Source organism: Stenotrophomonas sp. YJH_SMC_110, assembly GCF_059369255.1.
The window spans coordinates 541,219-563,613 of the sequence record NZ_JCAFSM010000001.1 but is presented as its reverse complement, the minus strand read 5'-3'; the positions used below and the strand labels follow the sequence as shown (position 1 = coordinate 563,613).

At 65.4% G+C, this 22,395-nt stretch carries 23 protein-coding genes and 1 pseudogene; 15 read left to right on the top strand and 9 right to left on the bottom strand.

The window, feature by feature from the left end; all coding sequences use genetic code 11:
• Positions 1-73 precede the first annotated feature (73 nt).
• The 3 genes from AC5P6H_RS02455 to AC5P6H_RS02445 form a co-directional block, all read right to left on the bottom strand.
• Positions 74-325, bottom strand: a complete 252-nt coding sequence (locus tag AC5P6H_RS02455) for a hypothetical protein (RefSeq protein WP_014648542.1) — start codon at positions 323-325, stop codon at positions 74-76.
• A 91-nt stretch (positions 326-416) separates the two neighbouring features.
• Entirely contained in the window at positions 417-662 is a 246-nt protein-coding gene (locus tag AC5P6H_RS02450) for a hypothetical protein (protein ID WP_014648541.1), read from the bottom strand.
• A 670-nt stretch (positions 663-1,332) separates the two neighbouring features.
• Positions 1,333-1,725: a DoxX family protein gene (locus AC5P6H_RS02445; RefSeq protein ID WP_032958324.1), complete on the bottom strand. Its 393-nt coding sequence runs from the start codon at positions 1,723-1,725 to the stop codon at positions 1,333-1,335.
• A gap of 117 nt (positions 1,726-1,842) precedes the next feature.
• Here AC5P6H_RS02445 and AC5P6H_RS02440 point away from each other — a divergent pair, with 117 nt between their 5' ends.
• The 3 genes from AC5P6H_RS02440 (at position 1,843) to AC5P6H_RS02430 (ending at position 3,507) form a co-directional block, all read left to right on the top strand.
• Positions 1,843-2,262, top strand: a complete 420-nt coding sequence (locus AC5P6H_RS02440) for an H-NS histone family protein (protein WP_041863852.1) — start codon at positions 1,843-1,845, stop codon at positions 2,260-2,262.
• Between the two features lie 49 nt (positions 2,263-2,311).
• Entirely contained in the window at positions 2,312-2,719 is a 408-nt protein-coding gene (locus AC5P6H_RS02435; RefSeq protein ID WP_014648538.1) for a hypothetical protein, read from the top strand.
• Between the two features lie 164 nt (positions 2,720-2,883).
• A complete protein-coding gene (locus tag AC5P6H_RS02430) occupies positions 2,884-3,507 on the top strand; it encodes a hypothetical protein (RefSeq protein WP_227864596.1) in 624 nt (207 codons plus the stop codon).
• Positions 3,508-3,794: 287 nt separating this feature from the next.
• Here the strand turns inward: AC5P6H_RS02430 and AC5P6H_RS02425 are convergent, their stop codons facing one another.
• Positions 3,795-4,436, bottom strand: coding sequence for a glutathione S-transferase family protein (locus tag AC5P6H_RS02425; RefSeq protein WP_495202287.1), 642 nt, complete (start codon positions 4,434-4,436; stop codon positions 3,795-3,797).
• 86 nt (positions 4,437-4,522) lie between these two features.
• Positions 4,523-4,792, bottom strand: a pseudogene (locus AC5P6H_RS02420) (helix-turn-helix domain-containing protein); the annotation flags it as partial.
• On the opposite strand from AC5P6H_RS02420, the gene AC5P6H_RS02415 reads away from it, so the two are divergent.
• The 3 genes from AC5P6H_RS02415 (at position 4,757) to AC5P6H_RS02405 (ending at position 6,057) form a co-directional block, all read left to right on the top strand.
• A complete protein-coding gene (locus tag AC5P6H_RS02415) occupies positions 4,757-4,918 on the top strand; it encodes a hypothetical protein (RefSeq protein ID WP_346601667.1) in 162 nt (53 codons plus the stop codon). The pseudogene AC5P6H_RS02420 and the gene AC5P6H_RS02415 sit on opposite strands and share 36 nt — an antisense overlap.
• On the top strand, positions 4,915-5,151 hold the full coding sequence (locus tag AC5P6H_RS02410; RefSeq protein WP_495202286.1) for an EamA family transporter: 237 nt from the start codon (positions 4,915-4,917) through the stop codon (positions 5,149-5,151). The genes AC5P6H_RS02415 and AC5P6H_RS02410 overlap by 4 nt, the downstream gene beginning before the upstream one ends.
• Positions 5,152-5,604: 453 nt before the next feature.
• Complete coding sequence (locus tag AC5P6H_RS02405) at positions 5,605-6,057, top strand: PA2169 family four-helix-bundle protein (RefSeq protein ID WP_014648535.1); 453 nt, start codon at positions 5,605-5,607, stop codon at positions 6,055-6,057.
• A gap of 91 nt (positions 6,058-6,148) precedes the next feature.
• On the opposite strand, the gene AC5P6H_RS02400 is transcribed toward AC5P6H_RS02405, so the two are convergent.
• Together AC5P6H_RS02400 and AC5P6H_RS02395 are read right to left on the bottom strand one after the other, a co-directional pair.
• Positions 6,149-6,820 (bottom strand): response regulator transcription factor, encoded by a 672-nt coding sequence (locus tag AC5P6H_RS02400; RefSeq protein ID WP_142235130.1) that lies wholly within the window; start codon positions 6,818-6,820, stop codon positions 6,149-6,151.
• A 314-nt stretch (positions 6,821-7,134) separates the two neighbouring features.
• On the bottom strand, positions 7,135-7,236 hold the full coding sequence (locus AC5P6H_RS02395; RefSeq protein WP_014038605.1) for a class III lanthipeptide: 102 nt from the start codon (positions 7,234-7,236) through the stop codon (positions 7,135-7,137).
• A 450-nt stretch (positions 7,237-7,686) separates the two neighbouring features.
• Here AC5P6H_RS02395 and lanKC point away from each other — a divergent pair, with 450 nt between their 5' ends.
• Genes lanKC through AC5P6H_RS02370 form a run of 5 tightly spaced genes read left to right on the top strand, consistent with a single transcriptional unit; the run spans position 7,687 to position 15,384 of the window.
• Positions 7,687-10,407 carry a class III lanthionine synthetase LanKC gene (gene lanKC / locus AC5P6H_RS02390; protein WP_495202285.1) on the top strand — a complete coding sequence of 907 codons (2,721 nt, stop codon included), beginning with the start codon at positions 7,687-7,689 and terminating at the stop codon, positions 10,405-10,407.
• Entirely contained in the window at positions 10,404-12,047 is a 1,644-nt protein-coding gene (locus AC5P6H_RS02385) for an ABC transporter transmembrane domain-containing protein (RefSeq protein WP_495202284.1), read from the top strand. The genes lanKC and AC5P6H_RS02385 overlap by 4 nt, the downstream gene beginning before the upstream one ends.
• Position 12,048: 1 nt before the next feature.
• Positions 12,049-13,410 (top strand): ABC transporter permease, encoded by a 1,362-nt coding sequence (locus AC5P6H_RS02380; RefSeq protein WP_425604375.1) that lies wholly within the window; start codon positions 12,049-12,051, stop codon positions 13,408-13,410.
• A 10-nt stretch (positions 13,411-13,420) separates the two neighbouring features.
• Positions 13,421-14,635 carry an FtsX-like permease family protein gene (locus AC5P6H_RS02375; protein WP_032958343.1) on the top strand — a complete coding sequence of 405 codons (1,215 nt, stop codon included), beginning with the start codon at positions 13,421-13,423 and terminating at the stop codon, positions 14,633-14,635.
• Between the two features lie 53 nt (positions 14,636-14,688).
• Positions 14,689-15,384 (top strand): ABC transporter ATP-binding protein, encoded by a 696-nt coding sequence (locus AC5P6H_RS02370; protein WP_227864600.1) that lies wholly within the window; start codon positions 14,689-14,691, stop codon positions 15,382-15,384.
• Positions 15,385-15,463: 79 nt separating this feature from the next.
• Here AC5P6H_RS02370 and AC5P6H_RS02365 read toward each other — a convergent pair whose 3' ends face one another.
• A complete protein-coding gene (locus AC5P6H_RS02365) occupies positions 15,464-18,814 on the bottom strand; it encodes an autotransporter domain-containing protein (protein ID WP_478426127.1) in 3,351 nt (1,116 codons plus the stop codon).
• A 174-nt stretch (positions 18,815-18,988) separates the two neighbouring features.
• Between AC5P6H_RS02365 and AC5P6H_RS02360 the strand changes: the two genes are divergently transcribed.
• The 3 genes from AC5P6H_RS02360 (at position 18,989) to AC5P6H_RS02350 (ending at position 20,149) form a co-directional block, all read left to right on the top strand.
• Positions 18,989-19,402: an SLOG cluster 4 domain-containing protein gene (locus tag AC5P6H_RS02360; protein ID WP_049439235.1), complete on the top strand. Its 414-nt coding sequence runs from the start codon at positions 18,989-18,991 to the stop codon at positions 19,400-19,402.
• Positions 19,403-19,493: 91 nt separating this feature from the next.
• Positions 19,494-19,694 carry a hypothetical protein gene (locus AC5P6H_RS02355; protein ID WP_032958391.1) on the top strand — a complete coding sequence of 67 codons (201 nt, stop codon included), beginning with the start codon at positions 19,494-19,496 and terminating at the stop codon, positions 19,692-19,694.
• A gap of 104 nt (positions 19,695-19,798) precedes the next feature.
• Positions 19,799-20,149 (top strand): VOC family protein, encoded by a 351-nt coding sequence (locus AC5P6H_RS02350; protein WP_032958352.1) that lies wholly within the window; start codon positions 19,799-19,801, stop codon positions 20,147-20,149.
• A 15-nt stretch (positions 20,150-20,164) separates the two neighbouring features.
• On the opposite strand, the gene AC5P6H_RS02345 is transcribed toward AC5P6H_RS02350, so the two are convergent.
• Complete coding sequence (locus AC5P6H_RS02345) at positions 20,165-20,794, bottom strand: TetR/AcrR family transcriptional regulator (RefSeq protein WP_046432686.1); 630 nt, start codon at positions 20,792-20,794, stop codon at positions 20,165-20,167.
• A gap of 124 nt (positions 20,795-20,918) precedes the next feature.
• Here AC5P6H_RS02345 and AC5P6H_RS02340 point away from each other — a divergent pair, with 124 nt between their 5' ends.
• A complete protein-coding gene (locus tag AC5P6H_RS02340) occupies positions 20,919-22,391 on the top strand; it encodes an MFS transporter (RefSeq protein WP_495202283.1) in 1,473 nt (490 codons plus the stop codon).
• The last annotated feature ends 4 nt before the right edge of the window (positions 22,392-22,395 follow it).

Below are 22,395 nucleotides of genomic sequence, written 5' to 3'. Positions count from 1 at the left end.
ACGTCGCAGCCTTGTAAAAGCCGAGTGAACGACTGCCCCTGCCGGCGGCTACGCAGTACGAACTGCGCGCCGCTCAGCGGCGCGGATGGCGGATGTCGGAAGCGCAGCCAGAAAGGCGCGCGTTGCTGATGGCCTGGCGGACACCACAGCCACGGCATGACAGCACGGTTCCACCGGCAACGTGTTCCATCTCATGCTCGTCCCACACGCTCGTCGATCCGCAGGCGGTGCAGGTGGCGACGATCTGCAGTGCGCGGGCCAGGTCGCCCTGCTCCCCAGCCTTGTAGGTGAGATCGGTGATCTGAAAAATGCCGGTATGACTCATGGGAATGCCGGGGGGTGCTTGTTGACGAACGATAGGGCCCACCGGGTATCGGTCGTGTCGGTGCTGTGTTGATGGATGGTTGAAGTGCAGGCTATTCGTCGCTGCGTCGATTGAGCTCTTCAAGCCGTGCGCGGCTGACTGACTGGTGATTGCCGCAGGTTGGGCAACTGAGGGCAGCCGCACCGTCGAGATCGACAAGGCCATGGTTGGGAATGGCCCTGAACTGCCAGGAACACTTGATGCAGGAGCAATCGATTCGGGTGACCTGCAGCAGGGTGCCGTCTGCCCGCGTCACTCCCTCGACGCTGATTACGTAGAACTGTCCGATGTCACGCATGAAGATGAACGAAATCCCTGAATCCGTAGGGCGCCATCATGCTGTTTTGTGGGCCATCTGGGACAAAGGTGGCTTGGTCGAATTCTGAAGAGTTAAGAATTCGAGTGACGGTGCGGACTCGCAGCGGGACAGGTAATCCAACGCCGCGCGAGTGAGAGTTGGATACGACGACGTGAGCGCCTTCCGCAAGGTGTTCCAGAGCATTGTCGGCATGTCCCCGTCCGCATGCCGGGATCATTTCCGTATCCGGCGGCGTGCACAGGGGGAAGGCCGACGTCGGGGGGCCGTGGTTGACGGGATGGTGTCGATCCATCGCCAGCATGCCGGTGTCACCGCGCGGGGTCGTCGACCACAGGCATGCTGGGCGTGCGGATGTTGATTCCGATCCCGACAGGAGATCGCATGATGCGCAGTGCTTGTGCGTTCTTCGTTCTGGCTGCATCGCAATGCGTTCGGGCATTCGCGTCCGACGTTGGCGAATCACCCAGGTCAAGACGCTGGCGCCGATCATCGATGGCCTGCAGTACAAGCGCGCCTTCAACCTGGCCGGGCCCTCACGGCCGAGGGTTACGGTGCCATCGAGTACCTGCATGCACAGGGCAAGGTGATCCACACGCTGGCGCCAGAGGCCGAACTTCGCCGCTAGCGGGTGCACACTCCGAATCGAGGCTTACCCGCGCCGACCGCGCCCGTCGATGCTGTAGCGCCCAGCCCCGGTGCAGGCCAGCAGCAGGAACCCACCGGCCAGCCCCAGGTTCTTCAGGAACATGATCTGCTGGGTCTGGTCGGCGAAGTTGTGGTGGAAGATGAAAGCGGTGACCAGGCTGAAGCCCACCAGCACGATCGACACCAGCCGGGTCTGGAAGCCGAGCAGGATGCACAGGCCACTGCCGATCTCGAAGGCGACCGTTGGCCACAGCAGGATGCCGGGCACGCCCATGGCTTCCATATAGGCCTGGGTGCCGCTGAGATCGCCGAGCTTGCCCAGCCCGGAGACCAGGAACAGCGCCATCAGCAGGATGCGCGCAAGCAGGTAGGCAAGCGAATGCGATGAGGTGCTCACAGGGATGTCCTCGGGGATGGCCGACGAAGGCGATCGGAGCCCACCCGCAGTGAAGCCCGTGTCTACGCGGGGGCAAGCCGCCTTGACAGGCACCGCGCGGCAGTAGACCTTTCCAGCATGACGATCGATATTGAATCGCTCAGCCTGCGGGAGCTGGGCGCCTTGGTGGTTGCCGCTGAACAGCGGAAGCAGCTGATTTCCAACCGCCGTCCTGCCAGCGCGGTGCGGCGTATGCTGAAAGCCGCCGCGGCGGAAGCGGGATATACCCTCGAAGAACTCTTTGGCGATGAAGCCATCGAAGCGGGCGCACCCAGCCGGAAACCGGCACGGCGCAGAACCGGCAAAGTGGCCGCCAAATACCGAGACCCGGAATACAAGCGGCTGACCTGGTCCGGCCGCGGGCGCATGCCGCGTTGGCTCGCTTCCAGGATCCAGAAGGGCCACAAGGTCACCGACTTCCTGATTCCCGGGTTGGCGCGACCGACGGCGCGCAAGGGCAGCCCGATCGGCAAGCGCACGGTCTTCAAGAAGGATTGAACCTGCCACGCTGCTACCCTGCCGGGGTCTTTGAACGAAGGAGCGCGGGATGGCACACGATGCAGGCAGGACGATCACGCCCACGATGCTGTATACCGCCGCGGCCGCGGCCGTGCTGGTCAGCCTGCTGGCCTGGGCGGTGGAATGGAGCGGGATGGCCTATGTCTGCCCATATTGCCGCGTGCAACGCACGGTCATCGGCGTGCTGGGCCTGCTGACGCTGTTCGCGCGCCCGGGCGGCATCGTGGTGCCCTGGCTGTCGTACAGCGCGGGCGCCTTCGCGTTCGTGGTGGCGGCGATGCAGCACTTCAACGGTTGGAAGCGCATTTCCGCCGGCGACTTCAGTTTCAACGAACAGTGGTACATCGATCCGTGGCTGCTGTCGGGCTGCGCGATGCTGGTCCTGGTGGCGCAGCTGATGCTGGTGCAGGCCGCCTGCCGGCGCAGGTTGCACTGACAGTGTCGTCGCTGCGGGAGAAGTGCCGGGTATGGCAAGCGCTCTCAATCCTTCAAAGTGGTAGTGACATCGCGTGTGGCGCGCGATGCTCATGAAGTATGCCGTCGCACAGGATCCTCTACATACTGAATCCATCGGGCAACATGGCACGAAAGTTCAGCGTCATGCGTGATCGTGAAGGCGGCATCCGTTGCGACAAAATGGAACCCGGCGCGATGGATTGCGAACCCTTCGTCATCATCGACGAGCTCCCGGTCGAGCAACCGGCGATCAACTATCTTCAGTTCAAGCGCATAGTCGCTCAATCGGTGATCAGCCTGTCTGAGCCCGGCTACCCGACCAATGTGTACGATGACATCCAGAATCCGCAGAGAAGGGATGCGGTCAGCCAGCATCTGGGGCAGCGTTTCGAGACTTACATCTACCTGGCTTCCGGCGCGTACTCGCTTGGCATCGATGTCTGGGCGCCGCAGAAGATCCGCTATGCTGATGGGTCTACCGCTTCCTACAACTACAGCATGATCAACCGTCGCTGGGAGCCCAACGCCCTCCTTTACAAGGACAGGTTCGGTAACTCCATTCCGCTTAGCGTTACACAGTTGAGCGAGGGGCGAGGCGGCGTTACGCATCGCTTCGAATTCCCGAATGGGAATGCCACCGATATGGGAAGCTTCGTCAATGCGCTCAACAACATCGGTGTCCCGGTGACGGGGGCGGGCAATCAGTCTGTCACCTGCACCAGCACGATCAGGCTGACCGAGGTCAAGGTGACCTGCAACCGGAACTGATGAGGAATAGATCGATGCGAGTTTCACCAGGCCTGGGTTCCACGGTCATATTCGGTACTTCCTTTGTGGGAGCACTGCTATGCGGGTTCGTGTTTCCATCCATGTCGGCAGGTTCCCCGGAGCTGACCCCTTGGATGTTCAACGGCCTGCTGGCGTGCGGCGCGGTTGCGCTTTTTAGTGCTCCCTTTGGCTGGCGGGGTTACCTGAACTGGAGATCGCGTCGATTGAAGTAACGCATGGGGCCTGCGTGACTGCTGGCCCCTTGTTATCTGGGAGGAGGCGCAGCGCTAGGCGTCCTGGAAAACCGCCAGCTGCGCAGCAAACGCACGCTGGTAGGCGGGCCGCTGCATGGCCCGGGCCACATAGGTGGCGACCTGTGGGTACTCGTCGAGCAGGCCGCTGCTCTTCAGGCGCAGCAGCACCGAGACCATCATCAGGTCGCCCACGCTGAATTCGCCGTCGAGCCACGTTGTCCTGGTCAACCACGTCGATAGTTGGGCCAGCCGCGTCCGGACCCGCTCATCGAGCATTGGCAGCCGTTGCGCGTACCAGGCTTGCTCGCGCTCAAGCACCCAGGCCATGGAACGCTCCACGATGGGGGGCTCCACCGTGTTCAGCGCAGCGAACACCCACATGATCGCGCGCATGCGGGCGTCCGGATCGCGCGGCAGCAGGCCGGCGTGCTGTTCGGCCAGGTGCAGGGCGATGGCGCCGGATTCGAACAGGGTCCGGTCGCCCTCCTGCCACGTGGGAATCTGCCCGAACGGATTCCGTGCCAGGTGCGCGGGCTGCTTCAGCTCGGCGAAGCTGAGCAGTTGTACGTCATAGGCCACGGCCAGTTCCTCCAGCGCCCAGCGCACGCGCATGTCACGGGCCAGGCCCTGGCCGCGGTCGGGGGAGGTGGCGAAGGCGGTGAGGATCGGTGGCATTGGAGCGCTCCTGCAGGCCGATGGGCCTGCCTTTCCTGTTCCGACGAGCGACGGGGCGGGAAATCGACAGCCCTCGATGCGGGCCTTCACCCGGCCCGATGCTGCTCCCGATACTGATCGGGCGTGCACTGCGCGTGCCGCTTGAACATTTCGGCAAACGCGCTGACGCCTGAATAGCCCAGCTCCCCGGCGATGCGGCTGATCGGCTTGCGTGTGCACAGCGCCTCGGTGGCGCGCACGAACTTCACACGCCCACGCCGGCCGCCGAGTGACATGCCCAGTTCACTGCGCGCCATGCGCTCCAGCGTGCGCACGCTCATGTGAGGCCGCTGCGCGATCTCGGCCACGGATTCGGCCGTGCATTTGCCGCCTGCATCGTGATGATGCTGCGCCGGAAGATTCCGCTGACGGTGCTGGAGTCACTGTTCCTGCAGGCCACGGCGGCGTCGCTGATCCTGCTGCCGCTGCAGCTGCCGGAGTGAACAACCTGACCGCGGTGGGCTGTTTCGGTTTCGCTGCGGTGTGTGCGTCGATCCTTGCCCCCCTCAGCTGGATGACCGGTCTTTCGCGCTTGGGCGCGGCGCGCGTTTCGGGATTCTTCAGCCTGGTGCCGATCGTGACCACCGCACTGGCGGTGCTGCTGCTGGGTGAGTTACTCAGCGGATGGGGTGCTGGGTGGCAGCCTGCTGGCGGTGTCGGGTGTGGTACTTGCTGAATATGCCGCCAGGCGCGGGTGCGGAAGGCCGATGCGGCCCGATATTCCAGCAAGGTCTGCACGAAACGTGCACCTCACGTCGACGTTGTGCGATGCCGTTGCGCTTCAGTCTGGCAACCCCATTCCCCGCCCGCGCAGGAGCCCATCGATGAATACGCCTGGAAAGCCGAGACCCACCTGGAAGCAATGGCACGTGCTGCTGGTGATCCTGGCAATCGCGCTGCTGGTCACTCTGATCATCGTCACCGCACCGTGGTAAAGCGTGCAACGCGCTCAGATTCCGTGAAAGCCGACGATGCTTGAAATGACGAAGTCAGCAGGTGTTTCGCATGGTGATGCGTGCATCAATTCGTGCTCACCTGGTTGGCACACGCGATTGCACACAGTGGGGTCGAAGGCAATGCAGGTGCACTGCCATTCTCCACTGACTTTCGAGCACACAGGAGCGACGCCATGAGCACCCAGTCCACCATCGAACATCGCCTCAACGACCTGATCGAAATCGCCCGCGATGGCAAGTCGTTCTATGAAGAAGCGGCCACCAAGGTCAAGGATGCCGAGCTGTCGGCACTGTTCACCCGCATCGCTGGCGTCAAGGGCCGCATCGTGGCGGCGTTGAGCGGCTCAGTGGCCGCCAGCGGTGGCAAGCCGGCCGAACATGGCACCGTGGTCGGTTCGATGCAGCAGTTCTACGGCAAGGTTCGAGCCGCGTTCGGTGACACCAACTATGGCTACGTGGCTGAACTTGAAGAATCCGAGGACCGCCTGCTGGGCGCGTTCAAGGATGTGCTGCAGGACAACGAGCTGCCGCCGGCCGTGCGCCAGGAAGTGACCCAGCTGCTTCCGGAAGTGCAGGAGTGCCACAACGTCATGCGTGCGCGAAAGCACGCAATGAAGGCCGCCTGACCGCAGCGGTCGGCCCAATCAGCGGGACTGTCAGCCGGGGCGGTTTACCGCCCCGGCTGTTGCATTTGCGGCCCGCGCCGATGGCCTTTGATCAGGCCGCGTCGTCGTTCAGCATGTAGCCCAGCCCACGCTTGGACTCGATGCTGACACTGGCCGAGCGCAGGGCACGGCGCAGGCGTGATACGTGCGGATCCAACACGGTGGTACCGCCGTCGGCGCCCGCCAGGTGCACGGCAGCACTCAGCACTTCATGGCGGACGATCCGGCCCTGGCGGGCGCAAAGCGCTTCCAGCAGCAGCAGCTGGCTGCGCGGCAGGCTCAGGGGCGCACCGCCTACCAATGCCATGCGGTTGGAAAAATCGAACGTGAAATTGCCGATTCTCAGAATGTGGCCGGCATCAGCGTCGAGGCGCCGGGTAATCGCGCGCAGCCGCGCGGCCAGTTCGTCGAACTCGAACGGCGTGGGCAGGTAGTCATCGGCACCGGCATCCAGGCAAGCGATGCAGTCGGCAGCGTGGTTGTGGCGCCCCAACAGCAGAATGGGCAGCCAGGTACGCAAGCCGCGCACGATCTGCACCAGCTTCAGTGAATCGCCTTCGGGCAGCCAGCGGTCGAGAATGAGGGCGCGGTACTCCACGGCGTGTACCGCGGCCTTGGCCAGTGACCAGGTTGCCACGAGGTCCACCAGCATGTTGCGGCTCTGCAATACGTTGCGAAGCGCCTGTGCAAGTTCGGCGTCGTCCATGGCCACGAGGATGCGCATGCTGCGTCTTTTCCTGATTGCTGGATCCGGCGGGCGTGCAGGCGCACTGCGTAGCGTCCGTCATGGTGGTGAGGTCGCAGCGGGGCCGAGCAATGGTCACGGCTGCAGCACGTGCTGCAGCTGGCTGATCATCCCCCCCCCCGGGATGCCTGTCCTGGCATTGGCAGATGCAGGACGCGCAGCGCGGGCAGCGGACGGCTGCCTGCCAAGCGATCTCTACGTCGTATGGAGACCTGCCACGTGGCGGTGCATCACGCTGTGGCAGATGTCGAGGTGGTGGGCGCGCACCACCACCTCAGGCAAGCCGGAGAGGCTTAGCCGTTGCAGCAGTTGCTGTCGGAGCTGCTGCAGCTGTTGCCCAGGTTTTCCTGCTGGTTTTCGATCATCAGGCGCTGCAGATTCAGGACGCGATTCATATCAACTCTCCTTAGTCGTACATGGGATCGGGAGGCATGCGTGCCTCCCACGCGTTACGCAATGAAATGATTCACTGCGCGATTGCACCACGCAATCTCAAAGCCCTGTTGCAGTTGCTGAAGAACCCCGGTCTATACGTGGCGGATGGAAAATGGCATTGCCGATTGGAATGAGTCAAGTCAATTGTGGAATGAGAATCGCCTGCGCAATGTAGCGGCAAGGTACGGTGGCAATCATCGATCTGCAGGGACATTCCGGGCGGCTGCATTGCAGCGATAGCCGGCGGATTTCACGCCGTGCTTACGAATGAAGCAGGCAGGGAATCCGCATTCCGCATTTTGCGATGCCTGCAGGCTGGAGCGCCCGCAATGCATCCATCGCGCATGTGCGAGGCGTTCGCGGATGTGTGCACCGGGCAAATGAGCCGTGGAACCGACCAGGGAGAGACGATGTCAGCGCGTCAACGATCACTGCGTGAAGCACGCCACATGGACAAGGCCGCCTATGTGGGGGGCGACGAGCGGTTCTACGAATTGAGCTACAACCAGTACCGGCCCAGCGAAGATTTCCGCAGTATCGTTGAAGCGGAGATCGAGGCGGCCGGCATGGCGTGGACGATCCATCGCATCGGAGTCTGGTCGCACCTGGCGACGCATGGCGACCCGGTCGCCGGCAACCTGCCGCCGCAAGGCTGGAAGATCCACGTTTCAGCCACGCAGGAGAACTGCCAGCGGTTGCTGCGCACCGTCACCCGGATGGCCCTGGCCGAGCGCGTGAAGTTCAAGTTCGCCAATGACATGAACACGATGCGCATGATGAGCTCCAAGCGTTGGCCACGCGGTGGCTCGGGCAAGTTCATCACGCTCTATCCGCTGGACCTTGCGGTCTTCACGCGCTTCATCGAGCAGCTGCATGGGGCGCTGAAGGACGAAGATGGCTCGTACATCCTGTCTGATCGACGCTACAAGGACTGCCGCTGCCTGTATTACCGCTATGGCGGCATGCGCCAGGTGTACCGGCTTGATTTCATCGGCCAGAAGGTGCCGATGCTGGTCGCGCCCGACGGCAGCCATGTTCCCGACCTGCGCAATCCCTATTTCGAGGTGCCTGCCTGGGAAACCGACCCGTTCCCCAGCGAGGATGATCCCGGCGAGATGACGTTGAAGGAGGGCCGCTATCAGGTGCAGGCCGCGCTTGGGTTCTCCAACACGGGCGGGGTCTACCTGGCATTGGATCAGGTCACCGGGGAGGAAGTGGTCATCAAGGAGGCGCGGCCGCATGTGGAAATGCACGGGGAAGGGCTCGACGCCACCAGCCGGCTGGCACGCGAACGACGCAATCTGGAACTGCTGGGCCCGGTGGGCGCCTCGCCGCGCTGCCTGGATGCATTCACCGATTGGGAAAACAGCTATCTGGTGGAAGAGCGCCTGGATGCATTCGATCTTCGCGAGCTGATGCTCAAGCACTCGCCGCTGATGAAGGCCCGTCCCAGTGCACGCGATGGTAGTGACTACTACGGGATGTGCGTGACCATCTTCACCGGTCTGCTTCGCGCGGTCGACCGCGCACACAAGGTGGGAGTGGTGATCGGTGACATCTCGCCGTCCAACATCATGGTCGACCGCAGCAACATGCGTGTGCGCCTGATCGATCTGGAGGCCGCGTTCCTGGACGGCAGCGATGAGTGGGATGACATCCACACGCCCGGATTCCGCCGGATCATGAAGGGTCGCAAGCGCGCCAGCTGTTTCAGGGATGACCGCTATGCGACCGCGGTGGTGATGTTCTACTGCCTGTTCCCGCTGATGGCCATGGCCTACATCCGTACCGACCTGTTCCAGAAGGTGCTGCCGGTGATGATGGAGGATATCGGCTGGCAGCACACGCCAGTGGCCGAGGTCATCCAGGCGCTGGTGGACGACCGTATCGGCCTGGAAGAGGCCGCACAGCTGCTGCAGCAGCCGGCGACCCTGCAGGCGCCGTTCTCGTCGCCGCAGCGCCCGTTGCCGGCGCCGCGCCAGTGTATCCGGCGGCTGCTCGCGTTCATGGATGCACACAGCCGGCTGCAGCCGGAGCGGACGCTGTTCCCACTTGATCCGTTCTCGCACTCCACCAACACGATGAGCCTTGGTCTGGGGGCGACCGGTGTGATCCACGCCTTCCATGGGGTGGGTCATCAGCCGTCGCCGGCGGTGATGGAGCGCTATGCGCAGGAGCTGCAGGCCCTGGATCGCACATCGCTACCGCCGGGGTTCCTCACCGGCCTTGCCGGCATCGCCTGGTCGGCGCTGCTGCGTGGCGAGGTGGAACTGGCCCGCAGCCTGCTCGACAGCGCTGACGGCAGTGACCTGTTGCATGCGCATCACTCGCTCTATCACGGCATGGCGGGTATCGGAATGGCGCACCTGGCCATGCATCACGCGACCGGCCTGCCCGGGCATCTCGACAGGGCGCTGTCGCTGGCGCGGCGGCTTGCAGACACCGTCCACCACGGAGAGCGGGGTGCCTACTGGCAGGACGAAGGTGGCGTCCGCATCGGCATGGGTTACGGCCAGGCCGGCGTGGCGCTGTTCCTGCTGAGGCTGTCGCAGCTCAGTGGTGATCCGGCATGGCGCGTGCTTGGCGAGCAGGCACTGCGACACGATCTCTCCTACGGCTTCGAGCTGGAGACCGGAGTGACCACCTTCCCCAGCTCACCGGAAGAGGTCAACACCTATGAACCCTATCTGGAGCAGGGGACTGCGGGCATCGCCAAGGTCGCGATCCGTTACGGCCTGTGGCAGGACGTGAATCGGCTGGTGGATGACTTCCATCGCAAGTATTCCGGCTTCTGCGGCCTGTTGTATGGCCTGTCGGGCATGCTGGATGTGTTTGTCGACGCCCATCTCTACTCCGGTGACCCTAGGTACCTGCAGATGGCGGAGCGACCGTACCAGGGCATCGTCGATCTGTATCTGTTCGAGGAGGAGGAGGGAATGGCGGCGGTGCCGGGCGAGAATCTGTTCCGCATTTCCTTCGACCACGGTACCGGCATCGCCGGAGTGATCCGCGCCCTGCATCGGTACGACACGCTGGCGCCGGATGAGTTCTTCCTGGATGCACTCGATGTGCATGGCGCGGTGGTACGGGAAGTGGACGGAGTCGGGGTGGGGCAGGCGGCGGTTGCATGAATGCGCGCCCGCACCCGGCCGGACAGCCACTTCAGCGCGAGCAGACCGCGCAGCGGCACAGTGTGCGCGCCATCCTCGCCAGCTTCGCGATCCTGCTCGGCCCCCTCCGCGGGCGCTACCTTGCGGTGGCCGCCACCACCGCGATGTTCGGCGGACTGGGCGGGCTGCTGCATCCGCTGCTGATCCGCGCGATCTTCGACGAGGCCGCCAGCCGGCAGGATTTCAATCGCTTCCTGCTGCTTACCGGTGCATATCTGCTGCTGTGCCTGGTGACCAACCTGGGCAACTACAGCTGCGCGCTGTGGCAGCAGCGCGTGGATAACCGCATCGTGGAGCGGATCGGGACCTCGTTGCTGACCGCCTACTATGGCCGCAGTTATGACGAGGTGGTGCAGAAGGGGGCTGGCTACTATGTGGCGCGGATCCGCTCGGACGTGAAGGATGGCGTGGTGCCGATGCTGTCGGTCGCACGCACCACCCTGACCCAGGCGGTGACATTCGTCGCCTTGATCGCAGCCCTGCTGATCATCTCCTGGCGTGCGTTCCTGGTGCTGATGGCCATCATTCCCATCGCCACCACGGTCAGCGTGCTGGTCGGCCGACGCATCCGCGAGCTGACCGTGGTGGAGCGTGACCGCGAGGCCGAACTGGTTTCTTTGCTGACCCGGGCCGTGTCTGCCTTCAAGATGGTCTGTACGTTCGGCCTGGGCCCCAGCACGGTGCAGGCCCATGACCGCAGCCTGCGCGAGGTGCTGGATTCGACCTACCAGCGCTTCAGGGTGGTGAGGACCCTGCAGGGTGCGAGCGACCTGACGATGGTGATCTCGGATGTCTGCTCGATCTTCGTCGGCGCACTGTTCGTGTTCCGCCAACAGATGACACTGGGTTCGTTCATCGCCTTCATGAACGCCTTCTGGCGCTCAGCCACGACGCTCATCGGCATCTTCAAGAACATTGCCGAGATGCACAGCCACGGTGTGGTGGTGGTGCGGGTGGCGGAGTTCATGACCGCGCCGGCAGCCGCGGCGTCGGCCACGCACATCGAGGGTGGTCTGCTGGCGACGTCGATCGGCTACGGGTACGGCGCCACTCCCGTGTTTTCGGATTTCACCCTGGCCCTTTCACCCGGTGAACGTGCACTGGTGATTGGCGACAATGGCAGCGGCAAGACGACCCTGGCCAACGTCCTGGCCGGGTACTTCCAGCCCGTCGCCGGCCAGCTGCTGCGACCGGCGCGTATCCGCGCCATCACGCTTCCTCTGCAGTTCCCTCCGCTGAAGGTGCGCGACCTCGGCGCCGATCCGGTGCTGCTGGCGCGACTGGGGATGGACGGCGACGGGATCGCCGACAGCCTGCCGGAAACCCTGTCGGCAGGGCAGCAGCAGAAGATCGCCTTGGCGATGGTGCTGGGCGAGGACGCCGACCTCTACATTCTTGATGAGCCGGTCGCCAACCTCGATACGGCCAGCCGCGAGATTGCGATGGACGCGATCTTCGCACGCAGCCATGGCCGCATGCTGGTGATGATCATGCACGGCGCCGAGGCCTACCGCGCCCGATTCGATCACGTACACGAACTTGGCAGGTCCATGTGGCAACCGGCACGGGTCACGCCCGTGCACGTCCGGGGAGAGGCATGACATGAAGTCGATACAGGGTGCAGAAAAGGGTGCGGGCATGCGCAGGCTGGTCTACTGCGCGCAGGTGGCGCTGCACAATACACTGCGGAGCAAGGCCATCACCGCCCTGATGGTGCTGGCCATCGCGGTGGGCATTGGGGCCAGCATGACCACCTTGACCGTGGTCTACCTGCTGTCCGGCGATCCCTTGCCCGGGCGCAGCGGTGACCTCTACTACCCCCAGCTGGATGCCAATCCGAACTCAAAGGGCCGCGAACCGTACGACGTGCTGGACTATCGCTCGGCCTTCGACCTGTGGTCGTCCGGGCGCGCGGACCAGCAGACACTGGTGGTTGCCAATCCGGTCAAGCTGCGGCCCGATCAGGGCAGCGCGCCACCGGTCATCCGCTCATCGATCTCCACCACCACCGACTTCGCGACGATGTTCGCGGTGCCGCTGGCGCATGGACGCTGGTGGTCGCGCGAGGAGGATGACGCGCGCGCACGTGTGGTGGTGATCTCGTCGGAGCTCAACGAGCAGATGTTCGGTGGGGGCGACAGTGTGGGGCAGACACTGCGGGTCAAGGACACCGCGATGCGCATCGTGGGCGTGCTCGCGCCCTGGCGGCCCTCGCCGCTGTTCTACAAGGTGCGGGGCGGCCGCTTCAGCGGCGGCAACACGTCGGGCTTCTTCGCCTCGGCCGATGATCTGTTCATGCCGCTGACCTCCAGCCTGGAGATCAATGACGGCGACTTCGTGCCGTTCACCTGCTGGTCCACGCCGGAGGAGCGCGGCCGGCTGCAGACCGCGCCGTGTGTCTGGGTACACCTGTGGGTCAAGCTGGACAGCGCCGCCAAGGTGGCCGCCTATCAGCGGTTCCTGCAGAACTATGCCGCTGAGCAGAAGGCCCTGGGCCGGATCAGCCACGCCGACAACACGCGGCTGCGCTCATTGATGCAGTGGCTCGACTTCAACCAGGTGGTACCCAGCGACGTGAAGCTGCAGGCCATCCTGGCCTTCGCCTTCCTCGGGATCTGCATTGCCAATGTGGTCGGTCTGCTGCTGGCGAAGTTCCTGCGCTACAGCGGCGAGATCGGCTTGCGTCGCGCACTGGGCGCAAGCCGCGCGGCGATCTTCCTGCAGTGCGTGGTCGAGGCCGCGCTGGTAGGGGCACTGGGTGGCACGCTGGGCCTGTTGCTGACCTGGCTCGGCCTGAGCGCGGTGCGCAGCCAGCCGGTGGCCTATGCGGACCTGGCGCGGCTTGATACCACCATGCTGCTGTTCACCCTGGCGCTGTCGGTGCTGGCCAGCCTGCTGGCGAGCCTGATTCCCGCGATCCGTGCCAGTGCGGTCCAGCCCATCGCCCAACTGAAGCTTCTGTAGAGGAACCACCATGCAGATCGGCATCGTACTTTCGGCCCTGCGCCGGCACCGCCTGGCGACCTTCCTCATCGCGATGGAGATCGCATTGGCCTGCGCCGTGCTGTGCAACGCGATCTTCCTGATGATCGAGCGGAACGCTGCAATGCAGCTGGTCAGTGGCCTGGACGAGTCACGGCTGGGGGTGATCCAGCTCGACGGCATCGATGCCGAGCGCGCCAACGATGTCAACGCGCGGGTCGTTGGTGCATTGCGGGGGCTGAGCGGCGTGACGGCGGCCGGGCTGGTCAGTGCCATGCCGTTCGGCAGCCCGGGCATACGCGCCGGCGTCAACCTGGACGAGGACCAGCAGGTGCCCGGCGGTGTTCTGGATTTCTACCTGGCCGATGCCGTGGCCCTGGACGCGCTGCAGTTGCACCTGGTGGGGGGGCGCATGCCCGGTGCGGACGAGTTCGCACCGACCGATGAACTGGTGCCGGCCAATCCCCCGGCGCTGGTCACCCAGGAGCTGGCCCAACGCTACTGGCCCGGCGAAAACGCCGTGGGCAAGAGCCTGTGGGCGATGGACACCCGGCTGCGGGTGATCGGCGTGGTCGAGCACATGGCCGTATCCCGCCCCGGCCGCGGTGAAGCCAAGGGCTCGGACTGGTCGGTGATCGTGCCCGCATCGCAGGGGCCGCGCCTGACCGGCCGCTATCTGGTGCGCGCCGAGGCCGGCGACATGAACCGCGTAATGCGCGATGCGCAGCAGGCAATCCGCCGTGTCGCGCCGGACGTGGTGTTCGATGTCGAGGGCAGCCGGCGGATCTCCGAACTGCGCGAGCGGCATTTCGAAGGTGACCGGGTCATGATGGGGCTGCTGGGCGGTGTCATCATCGCACTGCTGGCTGCCACTGCCCTGGGCATTGTCGGACTGGCCAGTTACTGGGTGGAGCAACGTCGCAAGCAGATCGGCATCCGCCGCGCGCTGGGGGCCACGCGCACCGATGTGATGCGCTATTTCCAGATCGAGAACCTGCTGATTGTCTCCATCGGCATCGCGGCCGGGGCTCTGCTGGCCTACGCGATGAACCTGACCCTGATGCGCTTCTACGAACTGCCGCGCCTGCCACTGCTGTACCTGCCGGTGAGTGCGGTGATCCTGCTGCTGCTGGGCCAGGCGGCGGTACTGCTGCCGGCGCTGCGTGCCGCGGCCATCGCGCCGGTGTCGGCCATCCGTTCGTTGTGAGTCCCGCAGCTGCCTTGGCCGGTCGCTGCTTCCATCTGCAAGCGAGAATTCCCATGCTCAGGATGCAAGGCGTCAGCAAAGTGTTCCAGGTGGGTGAAGTCATGACCCATGCATTGCGCTCCATCGACCTGTCGGTGCAGGAGGGCGATTTCCTGTCGATTACCGGCCCTTCCGGCTCCGGCAAGTCCACACTGCTGAACATCCTCGGTCTGCTCGAGGGCTTTTCCGGCGGCCACTACGCGATCGGCGGCGTGGATGTTGGCGGCATGCGCGACGCGGCGCTCAGCGCGCTGCGCAACGAGAAGATCGGCTTCGTGTTCCAGGCGTTCAACCTGATTCCGGATCTGACCATCCAGGCCAATGTGGAGGTGCCGCTGCGCTACCGTGGCATGGCGGCAGCCGAATGCAGGCAGCGTGTGGTCTCGGCACTGGCCCAGGTCGGACTGGGCAGCCGCATGTCGCACTATCCCGGCGAACTGTCGGGCGGGCAGCAGCAGCGCGTGGCGATCGCCCGCGCCATCGCGGGTACGCCGGCCCTGCTGCTGGCTGACGAGCCGACCGGAAACCTGGACTCGCAGATGTCGCAGGGGGTCATGGAGATTCTGCGTGAGCTCAACCAGGGCGGCATGACCATCATCATGGTGACGCATGACAGGGAGCTGGCGGCGTGCGCGGGTCGCAGCGTCCACATCGTGGATGGGCAGATCGTCGAGGTCACAGCGCAGGCCATGCAGGCGCTGTGCGCCTGAGCTGAAAGAGCGTCACCCGCAAGCAGAAGGGGCGGCCGATGGGCCGCCCCTCCTGTTTTCATCGCACTGCAGGCACAGATCAGAAACGCACGGACCAGCGTGCATTCGCACCATGGTCACGGCTCTCGCTGCCGAACTGGCCGCTGTAGCCCAGCTCCAGCTGCTGGCGCGAGGTGAGCCACGCCGACAGGCCCAGTTCGGCCACCACCGCGTTGTCGGCGATCGGCGCGCCGTTGACCGCGAACGTGGAGCTGCCATTGGCAAACGCAAGGTTGGCGACCTGGCTGCGATCCCCCGAGGCACGACGATAGCCGACGCCCCCGCGCAGGTGCAGCCAGCTGTCCTGCTGGAACGAAGCCTTCAGCCCCTTGTCGAAGCGCACGCCGGCGGTGGCGATCGTGGTTCCGGTGTCGTCCACCTTGCCCTGCAGCGCCGCTGCTCCACCGCGTTCGCTGATGCGCTTGAGGTCCACTTCCACGCGCGCCACCTGCAGGTACGGCTCCAGCCCGGCTTCGGGGCCACCGAAGCGATAACCAGCTTCGATGAAGGCCTGGCGGGTGCGGGCGTCGTAACGCGCGCTCAGGCTGTCACTGAAACCTGCGAAGGCGACTTCACGCGTGCTCTTCACCTCGTGCTTGCTCCACGCCACACCACCGCGCAGGCCGAAGCCGCCCCAGGTGTGGCTGGCATAGGCACCGAAGTGCGTGTTGTCGATCTTCGACTTGGCGCGGCGGTCCTGCTGCTTGACGTCGGTACGGCCGGTACCGGCCAGCACGCCGACCTGCCAGCCGGAGAACTCGCGGTCGATGCCGACCAGCAGGCCGTTGCTGTTGGCCTCGGTGCGGGCGGTGTTGAAGTCACCGTCCAGCCTGCTGTTGCCACCGATGGCCTGCACCCATGCGCCCGTCGCATCACCCACGTCGCTGCCGGGTGCGGCGGCGCCGGCCCGGCGTGACAACGCGGCATCGCGCACGTAGCGGCTGCCCTCGACCAGGGCGATGGCCGTGGCCGGATGCAGCTCGCCGCTGAGGCCATCGAGCACGCCACCGACCTGCTGCGGGAACAGCTGGGTCAGCGGCTTGGGCAGGCCCTGGGCGATCGGCAGCAGGTCGGCGGCGGCCGCCACCGCACGCTGGTTGGGCGTGTTGGCAGCCGTGGCCAGCGAAGCGCCACGGGCAACGTCGATGCGCGTGCCATTGGCACCGTAGGCCAGGCTGAACTGCAGGAAAGGCGAGAACGCACTGAAGTCGGTCTTGGCGAACTGGCCGCTGATGCCACCGTCGGCACGCAGGACGTTGAACTGTTCGCCGAGGTAATACACGCCCGGTTCCGGCAGGGCGACCAGGGTGCCGCCGAGGGTGGCGGTGCCGGTCACGTGCAGCTGGTCACTGCGACTACCCGGTGCCAGCTCCGCCGCATACACGCCGGTGGCGCCCTGCACGTAGTTGCCGTTGATGGTCAGCGTGCCGATCGAGTTGCCCGGCGCGATGATGCCGTCCACGCGGGTGTTGCCGAGCGTGCCGACGCCCTTCAGCAGGCCATTGGCGCCGACGGTGGTGGTGCCACCGGTCTGCGTGCCGTTGAAGGACACCACGCCGCCGTTGACTACCAGGTTGCTGTTATCCAGCACGCCGCTGGTGCTGACCGTGCTGACGCCACCGGTGGTGGTCAGGGCGGTGGAGACCAGCCTGCCGTTGAGCAGCAGCCGGCCACCCTGGACCTCGACCGCCGAGGTGAGCGTGTTGGCGCCGTTCAACTCCAGCATGCCGTCCTGCACCACGGCGCCGTTGAAGCTGTTGTTGCCGCTCAGGCGCAGCCAACCGATACCGGATTTGGTCAGCTTGCCGGGGCCGCCGATGTCGTTGGTCCAGTTGTCCCACGCATCGCCTTCCCAGACCTTCAGGCCGCCGGCCCTCTGGTTCATCACCACGTTGGTGTCCACGCGCAGTGAGCCGTAGCCTTCGATGGCCTTGCGCAGGTCGACCATGCCCCAGCCGTAGATTGCATCGATGCCTGGCGCGCCGAGATCGCGTGCGGTGGTCAACAGCACGTCGCGGACCTGGGCGTTGTCCAGGTACGGGAAGCGCTCCATCAGCAGGCCGAGGGCGCCGGTGATATGGGGGGCGGCCATCGACGTGCCGGTCTTGGTGCCGTAGACGTAGTTGGTGTTCTCGCTGTCGATGATCAGCCGCACGTAGGCGGAGGTGTTCTCGATGCGGCCCTGGATATCGCCGGAGACGATGGTGCTGACGATATCGGTACCGGGGGCCGAGATGCACCAGTTGGCGGCAACCCCGCAGATGCTGGAACTGCCATCGATCACGTAGTCGGTTTCACCTGCGGCGGCGTCGGGCCGGCGGACATTGGCGACCGCCAGCCAGTACGGTTCCAGTTCGGGCTTCCAGCGCGGCATCGAGGCGGTGATGCCGGCAACCGCACCGCTGCCGTTGCCAGCCGACCACACCTGGATGAGAGTGGAGCCTGGGGCATCGCCGTTGTTGGCGTAGATGCTGCCGTACACGCCGTAGTCGGCACCAATGCTGGCGTACTGCTGGTCCAGCGCGGCGGCGGTCATGTTGCGCGTGGAAATGCCCCAGCTGTGATTGATGGCGCGTACACCCTGCGCCTGGATCTGCGCATACATGTCCAGCGTGGCGGCATCATCCGGATCGGTGCGGTACACCGCGCGCGGACGATAGAACCTGTCCGGGTCCAGGCGCCACTCGTAGTAGGTGTCACCGAACACGCGGGCGGCGGTAAGATCCGCACCAAAGGCCACGCCATGCATGCCGGTGCCATTGCGGTTGGCGCCGATGGTGCCAAGCACATGCGTGCCGTGATCGGCGTAGCTGAAGCCATAGGGCTGGCCGGCGGCGATCAGGCGTGCCGCCAGTGAGGCCGGAACGCCGGCGCCCAGTCCGTAGTAGTTGTAGCCGGGCTGTTCGCCGCGGGTCTGCCCGCAGGCGCCCGCCCCTGCGACCACGCCCGGCGTCGCACAGTCGGCACCGATGGTGATGCTGGAGGTATTGCGTCCTGCAAACTCCGGATGCGCCAGTGCGGAGCCCGAGTCGAACAGCGCCAGGCGTACGCCCTTGCCGGTCAGGCCGCGCGCATAGGCGTAGTCCGCGCCCATCGCGCCCAGGCCCCAATCGGCGTTGAATTCGTCGCTGCGCCAGCTGGCCGGATCGCCGGGATTGCCAAGAACGGCGTTGCTGCTGGCGGCAGCTGCCGTGGCCGTGGTTGCAGGTGCGGTGCTGGCAGCGGGCTGCGCCCACGCGGCCTGCAGCTGGCGCTGCTGCTGCCAGGCCTCGAGTGATTCGCTGGCCATGGCTGGCAGTGCGGTGGCCAGCAGCAGCGAGCTGGCGACGGCAAGCGCCAGCGGGCGATGCGACAGGGAGCGGGACGAACGGCCGTACAGCGGGTGATTCATCGGACAACTTCCTTGGTTGACGGACAACAAGGCCGTTAACGCCAAGGCATGGCGATATCCCCCAGTAATGTGAAGGGAATTTTATGAACGTGTTAATGTTTTGTGATCGGTGCATGGTGCGGCTCCAGCGGGCAGGGCAACGTGACCCTTCCTTCCGAGGCTTCGGAACCGCCCATGCGTACCGCATTCCGTAAACCACCGTTGGCGATATTGGGCGGTGCCGATCCTGGCAGCGACGCGTTCGAGCGCGCAGCTGGTGGCCAGGTGCCCAGCGTCATCCCGGAAGGCAGCATGCCGCCGGCCGACTGGCCGGCCACGGTGGTGGTGCCCTGTGGCATGGGGGATGCGCGTAACCTGATCATGGCCCTTGCCGGTGATGCCTGCATCGTCAGCGGTGGGCGCGCCTGCACGATCTCGGAGGTTTGGCTGCACAAGCGGCCGCTGCTGCCGCTTGCAGGGGCAGGTGGCGGGTCCGACGCGCTGCCGGACACCCCGCCGGACGAGCGCGGCAATTCGCCGATCCTGCCGTGGCGCAACAGTGATGAGCTGGCCGGGCAACTGCGTGTCCTGGGAATGCTGCAACACTGAGTCCAGCCGCATCCGCCTTCACCCAACGTCCCGGGTGCAGCGCTAAGGTGGCCCGGCCTGGGCTCACCAGGCTTATCAAGGAGTGATGTCGATGCGTACTTTCAGGAAAGTGATCGCCGGTGCTGTGTTCGCGTTGGCCTGCAGTGGGTCGGTGGCCGTGGCCGGACCGGTCCAGCCCTGCGATTTTCCCTGCTGGAAGGCCTACCAGGCGTGTGTAGCCGGTGGGGGTGATGCCATGGAATGCCAGTACGAATACGATCGATGCGTCATGGAGCGCTGCGGCGCGGTGTAAGCCCAGCCATGATCGGCTGATGACGGGCCCCGTCCATGACGGGGCTCTTCTGTTTGTGCGCAGGGTCGGGCACTCTCGGCGCATTCTTCCTGGTGGAGTGGAACATGGCCGTCATGCGTGTCGTCGCCAACATCGCCACGTCTGATCCCGCCCGCGCCGCTGCATTCTATGGCGAGCTGCTCGGCATGCCGGTGGTGATGGACCATGGCTGGATCGTCACCCATGGCGGGCAGGGCAGTGCGCTGGCGCAGGTCAGCTTCGCCAGCGAAGGGGGTTCCGGCGCACCGGTGCCGGACCTGTCTATCGAAGTGGACAACCTGCAGGAGGTGCTGGAACGCATGCACGCGGCTGGCATCGCGCTGGACTATGGGCCGGCCGACGAGCCCTGGGGCGTGCGGCGCTTCTTCGTCCGCGACCCGTTCGGCCGGCTGTTGAACATCCTCGCCCACGCCTGAGCGACGGCGGGCGCTTCAGCGACGGGTGCCGCCACGCTTCGGCGCCGGCGACACGCCGACCATGCGCAGGCAATCGGCCACCACCGCCGCAATGAAGGTGTCGGCGTCCTGCGTGGGCGCAGCGATCAGGTCATCGGTGGCGCCATGTACGCCGGCATAGATCAGCGAGGCCGTGATCTGCGGTGCCGGCAGCTGCCACAGGCCTGCACGGGTGCCCGCCTCGAGGATGTCGAGCAGCTGCTGCTGGATGGCGTTGCGCTCGGCATTGCCGCGCTGGTGGTGGTGATGGTTGGCGTAGACGACGTCGTGCAGTGCGTGCGTGCGCACATAGGTCTCGATGTTGGCGCGGATCCAGGCGCACAGTCGCGCCACGCCATCGTGGGCAGGCTGCTGCTGAACGGCATGGTCGACCTCGGCCATGAACTGCAGCGTGTAGCGCTGCGCCAGCGCCTGCAGGATCTCGGTGCGCGAGGCGAAGTAGGTATAGAACGTGCCCTTGGCCACGTCGGCGGCGGCCACGATGTCACTGATGGTGGTCGCTTCCACGCCCTGTGACAGGAACAGCGCCTGCGCGGCGTCCATCAGCTCTTCCTGGCGGGTTTCAGCGGGTTTGGTGCGGGGCCTGGCGACTGCGGGAATCTGCATGGGGCGGGGTCCGGGTGCGACGGTCGCCATTCTAGCTTCCTCCGGCAATGACTGACCGTCGGTCATTGACTGACGGTCAGTCAGCAAATTACGATGCGCGCACGCTCCCTCCCGGCATCCGCACATGCAACGCTTCCGACGGCCGGCCCTGGTGCTGGCGGCCTACCTGGGCACCTTCCTCGCCTCGCTGGACATCAGCATCGTCAACGTCGCGCTGCCGACGCTGCAGCAGGCACTGCACACCGACATGGCCGGGCTGCAGTGGGTGATCAACGCCTATGCCATCGCCCTGTCCGCAGTGATGCTGTCGGCGGGGCCGCTGGGTGACCGCTATGGCCACCGCCGCATGTGGCTGCTCAGCGTGGCGACCTTCACCGTGGGCTCGCTGCTGTGTGCCTGCGCAGGCAGTCTTTCCGCACTGGTGGCGGGGCGGGCGGTGCAGGGGGTGGCCGGCGCCCTGCTGATCCCGAGTGCGATGCCGATCCTCAGCCATGCATTCCCTGATCCGCGCCAGCGTGCACGCGCGATCGGGGGCTGGTCGGCGTTCAGCGCGCTGGCGCTGGTGCTGGGGCCGCTGCTGGGAGGCGAACTGGTGCAGCGCGCAGGTTGGCCCAGCATCTTCCTGATCAACCTGCCGCTGGGCCTGCTTGCACTCGCGCTGGGGGCCTGGGGCATTCCAGAGCGACGGCATCCGCAGCACGCCGCGCTGGACCCGGCCGGGCAGCTGCTCAGCATCGTCGCGCTGGGTGCACTCAGTTACGGCCTGATCGCGATCGGCGAGCACGGCCTGCTGGCACCTTCGACCCTGCTGGCGCTCGGCATCGCAGCATCCGGCCTGGCGCTGTTTGCGTGGGTCGAGCGCCGCGTGGCGCGGCCGCTGCTGCCGCTGGACCTGTTGGCGAAGCCGGGCTTCGGCATGCTCAACCTGGCCTCGTTCGTGCTTGGATTCACCGCTTATGCGAGCCTGTTCTTCCTGTCGCTGTTCTTCCAGCAAGCGCAGGGACATGGGGCTGCGCAGGCCGGTGCGCAGCTGGTACCGCAATTCGTGCTGATGGCGGTGGTGTCGCTGCTGTTCGGCCGTCTGGCGGCGTGGTTCGGGCTGCATGCCGCGCTGGTGACGGGCTATGCAATGACAGGCATGGCGCTGTGTGCGATTGCCACGTTCGAGCCGACTACAGCGCACGGCCAGGCCAGCGCACTGCTGATGCTGCTCGGCACTGGCATGGGACTGGCGGTACCTGCGACCGGCATGGCGGTGATGTCATGCGTACCAGCCGAGCGTGCCGGCATTGCGTCGGCCACGATGAACGCGCTGCGCCAGGCGGGCATGAGCCTTGGCATCGCGCTGCTGGGCAGCCTGATGGGCCTGCGCGCGGTATGCCAGTTCACTGCCACCGCGCAGGCGGCAGGGCAGCCCGCAGTGGCCGCACAGGCGCGCACGCTGATCCTGCAGCCGTCTTCACTGCTGCCGGGGACGCAGATACTGGCCTGGTACCGCGGCGCGATTGCCAGCGGTTTCGGCTGGGCGATGGCTGTCGCCGGCGTGCTGGCCCTGTTGGCGGCGCTCGCCCTGTACCGCCAGTGCAGGCGCGCCTGAGCAC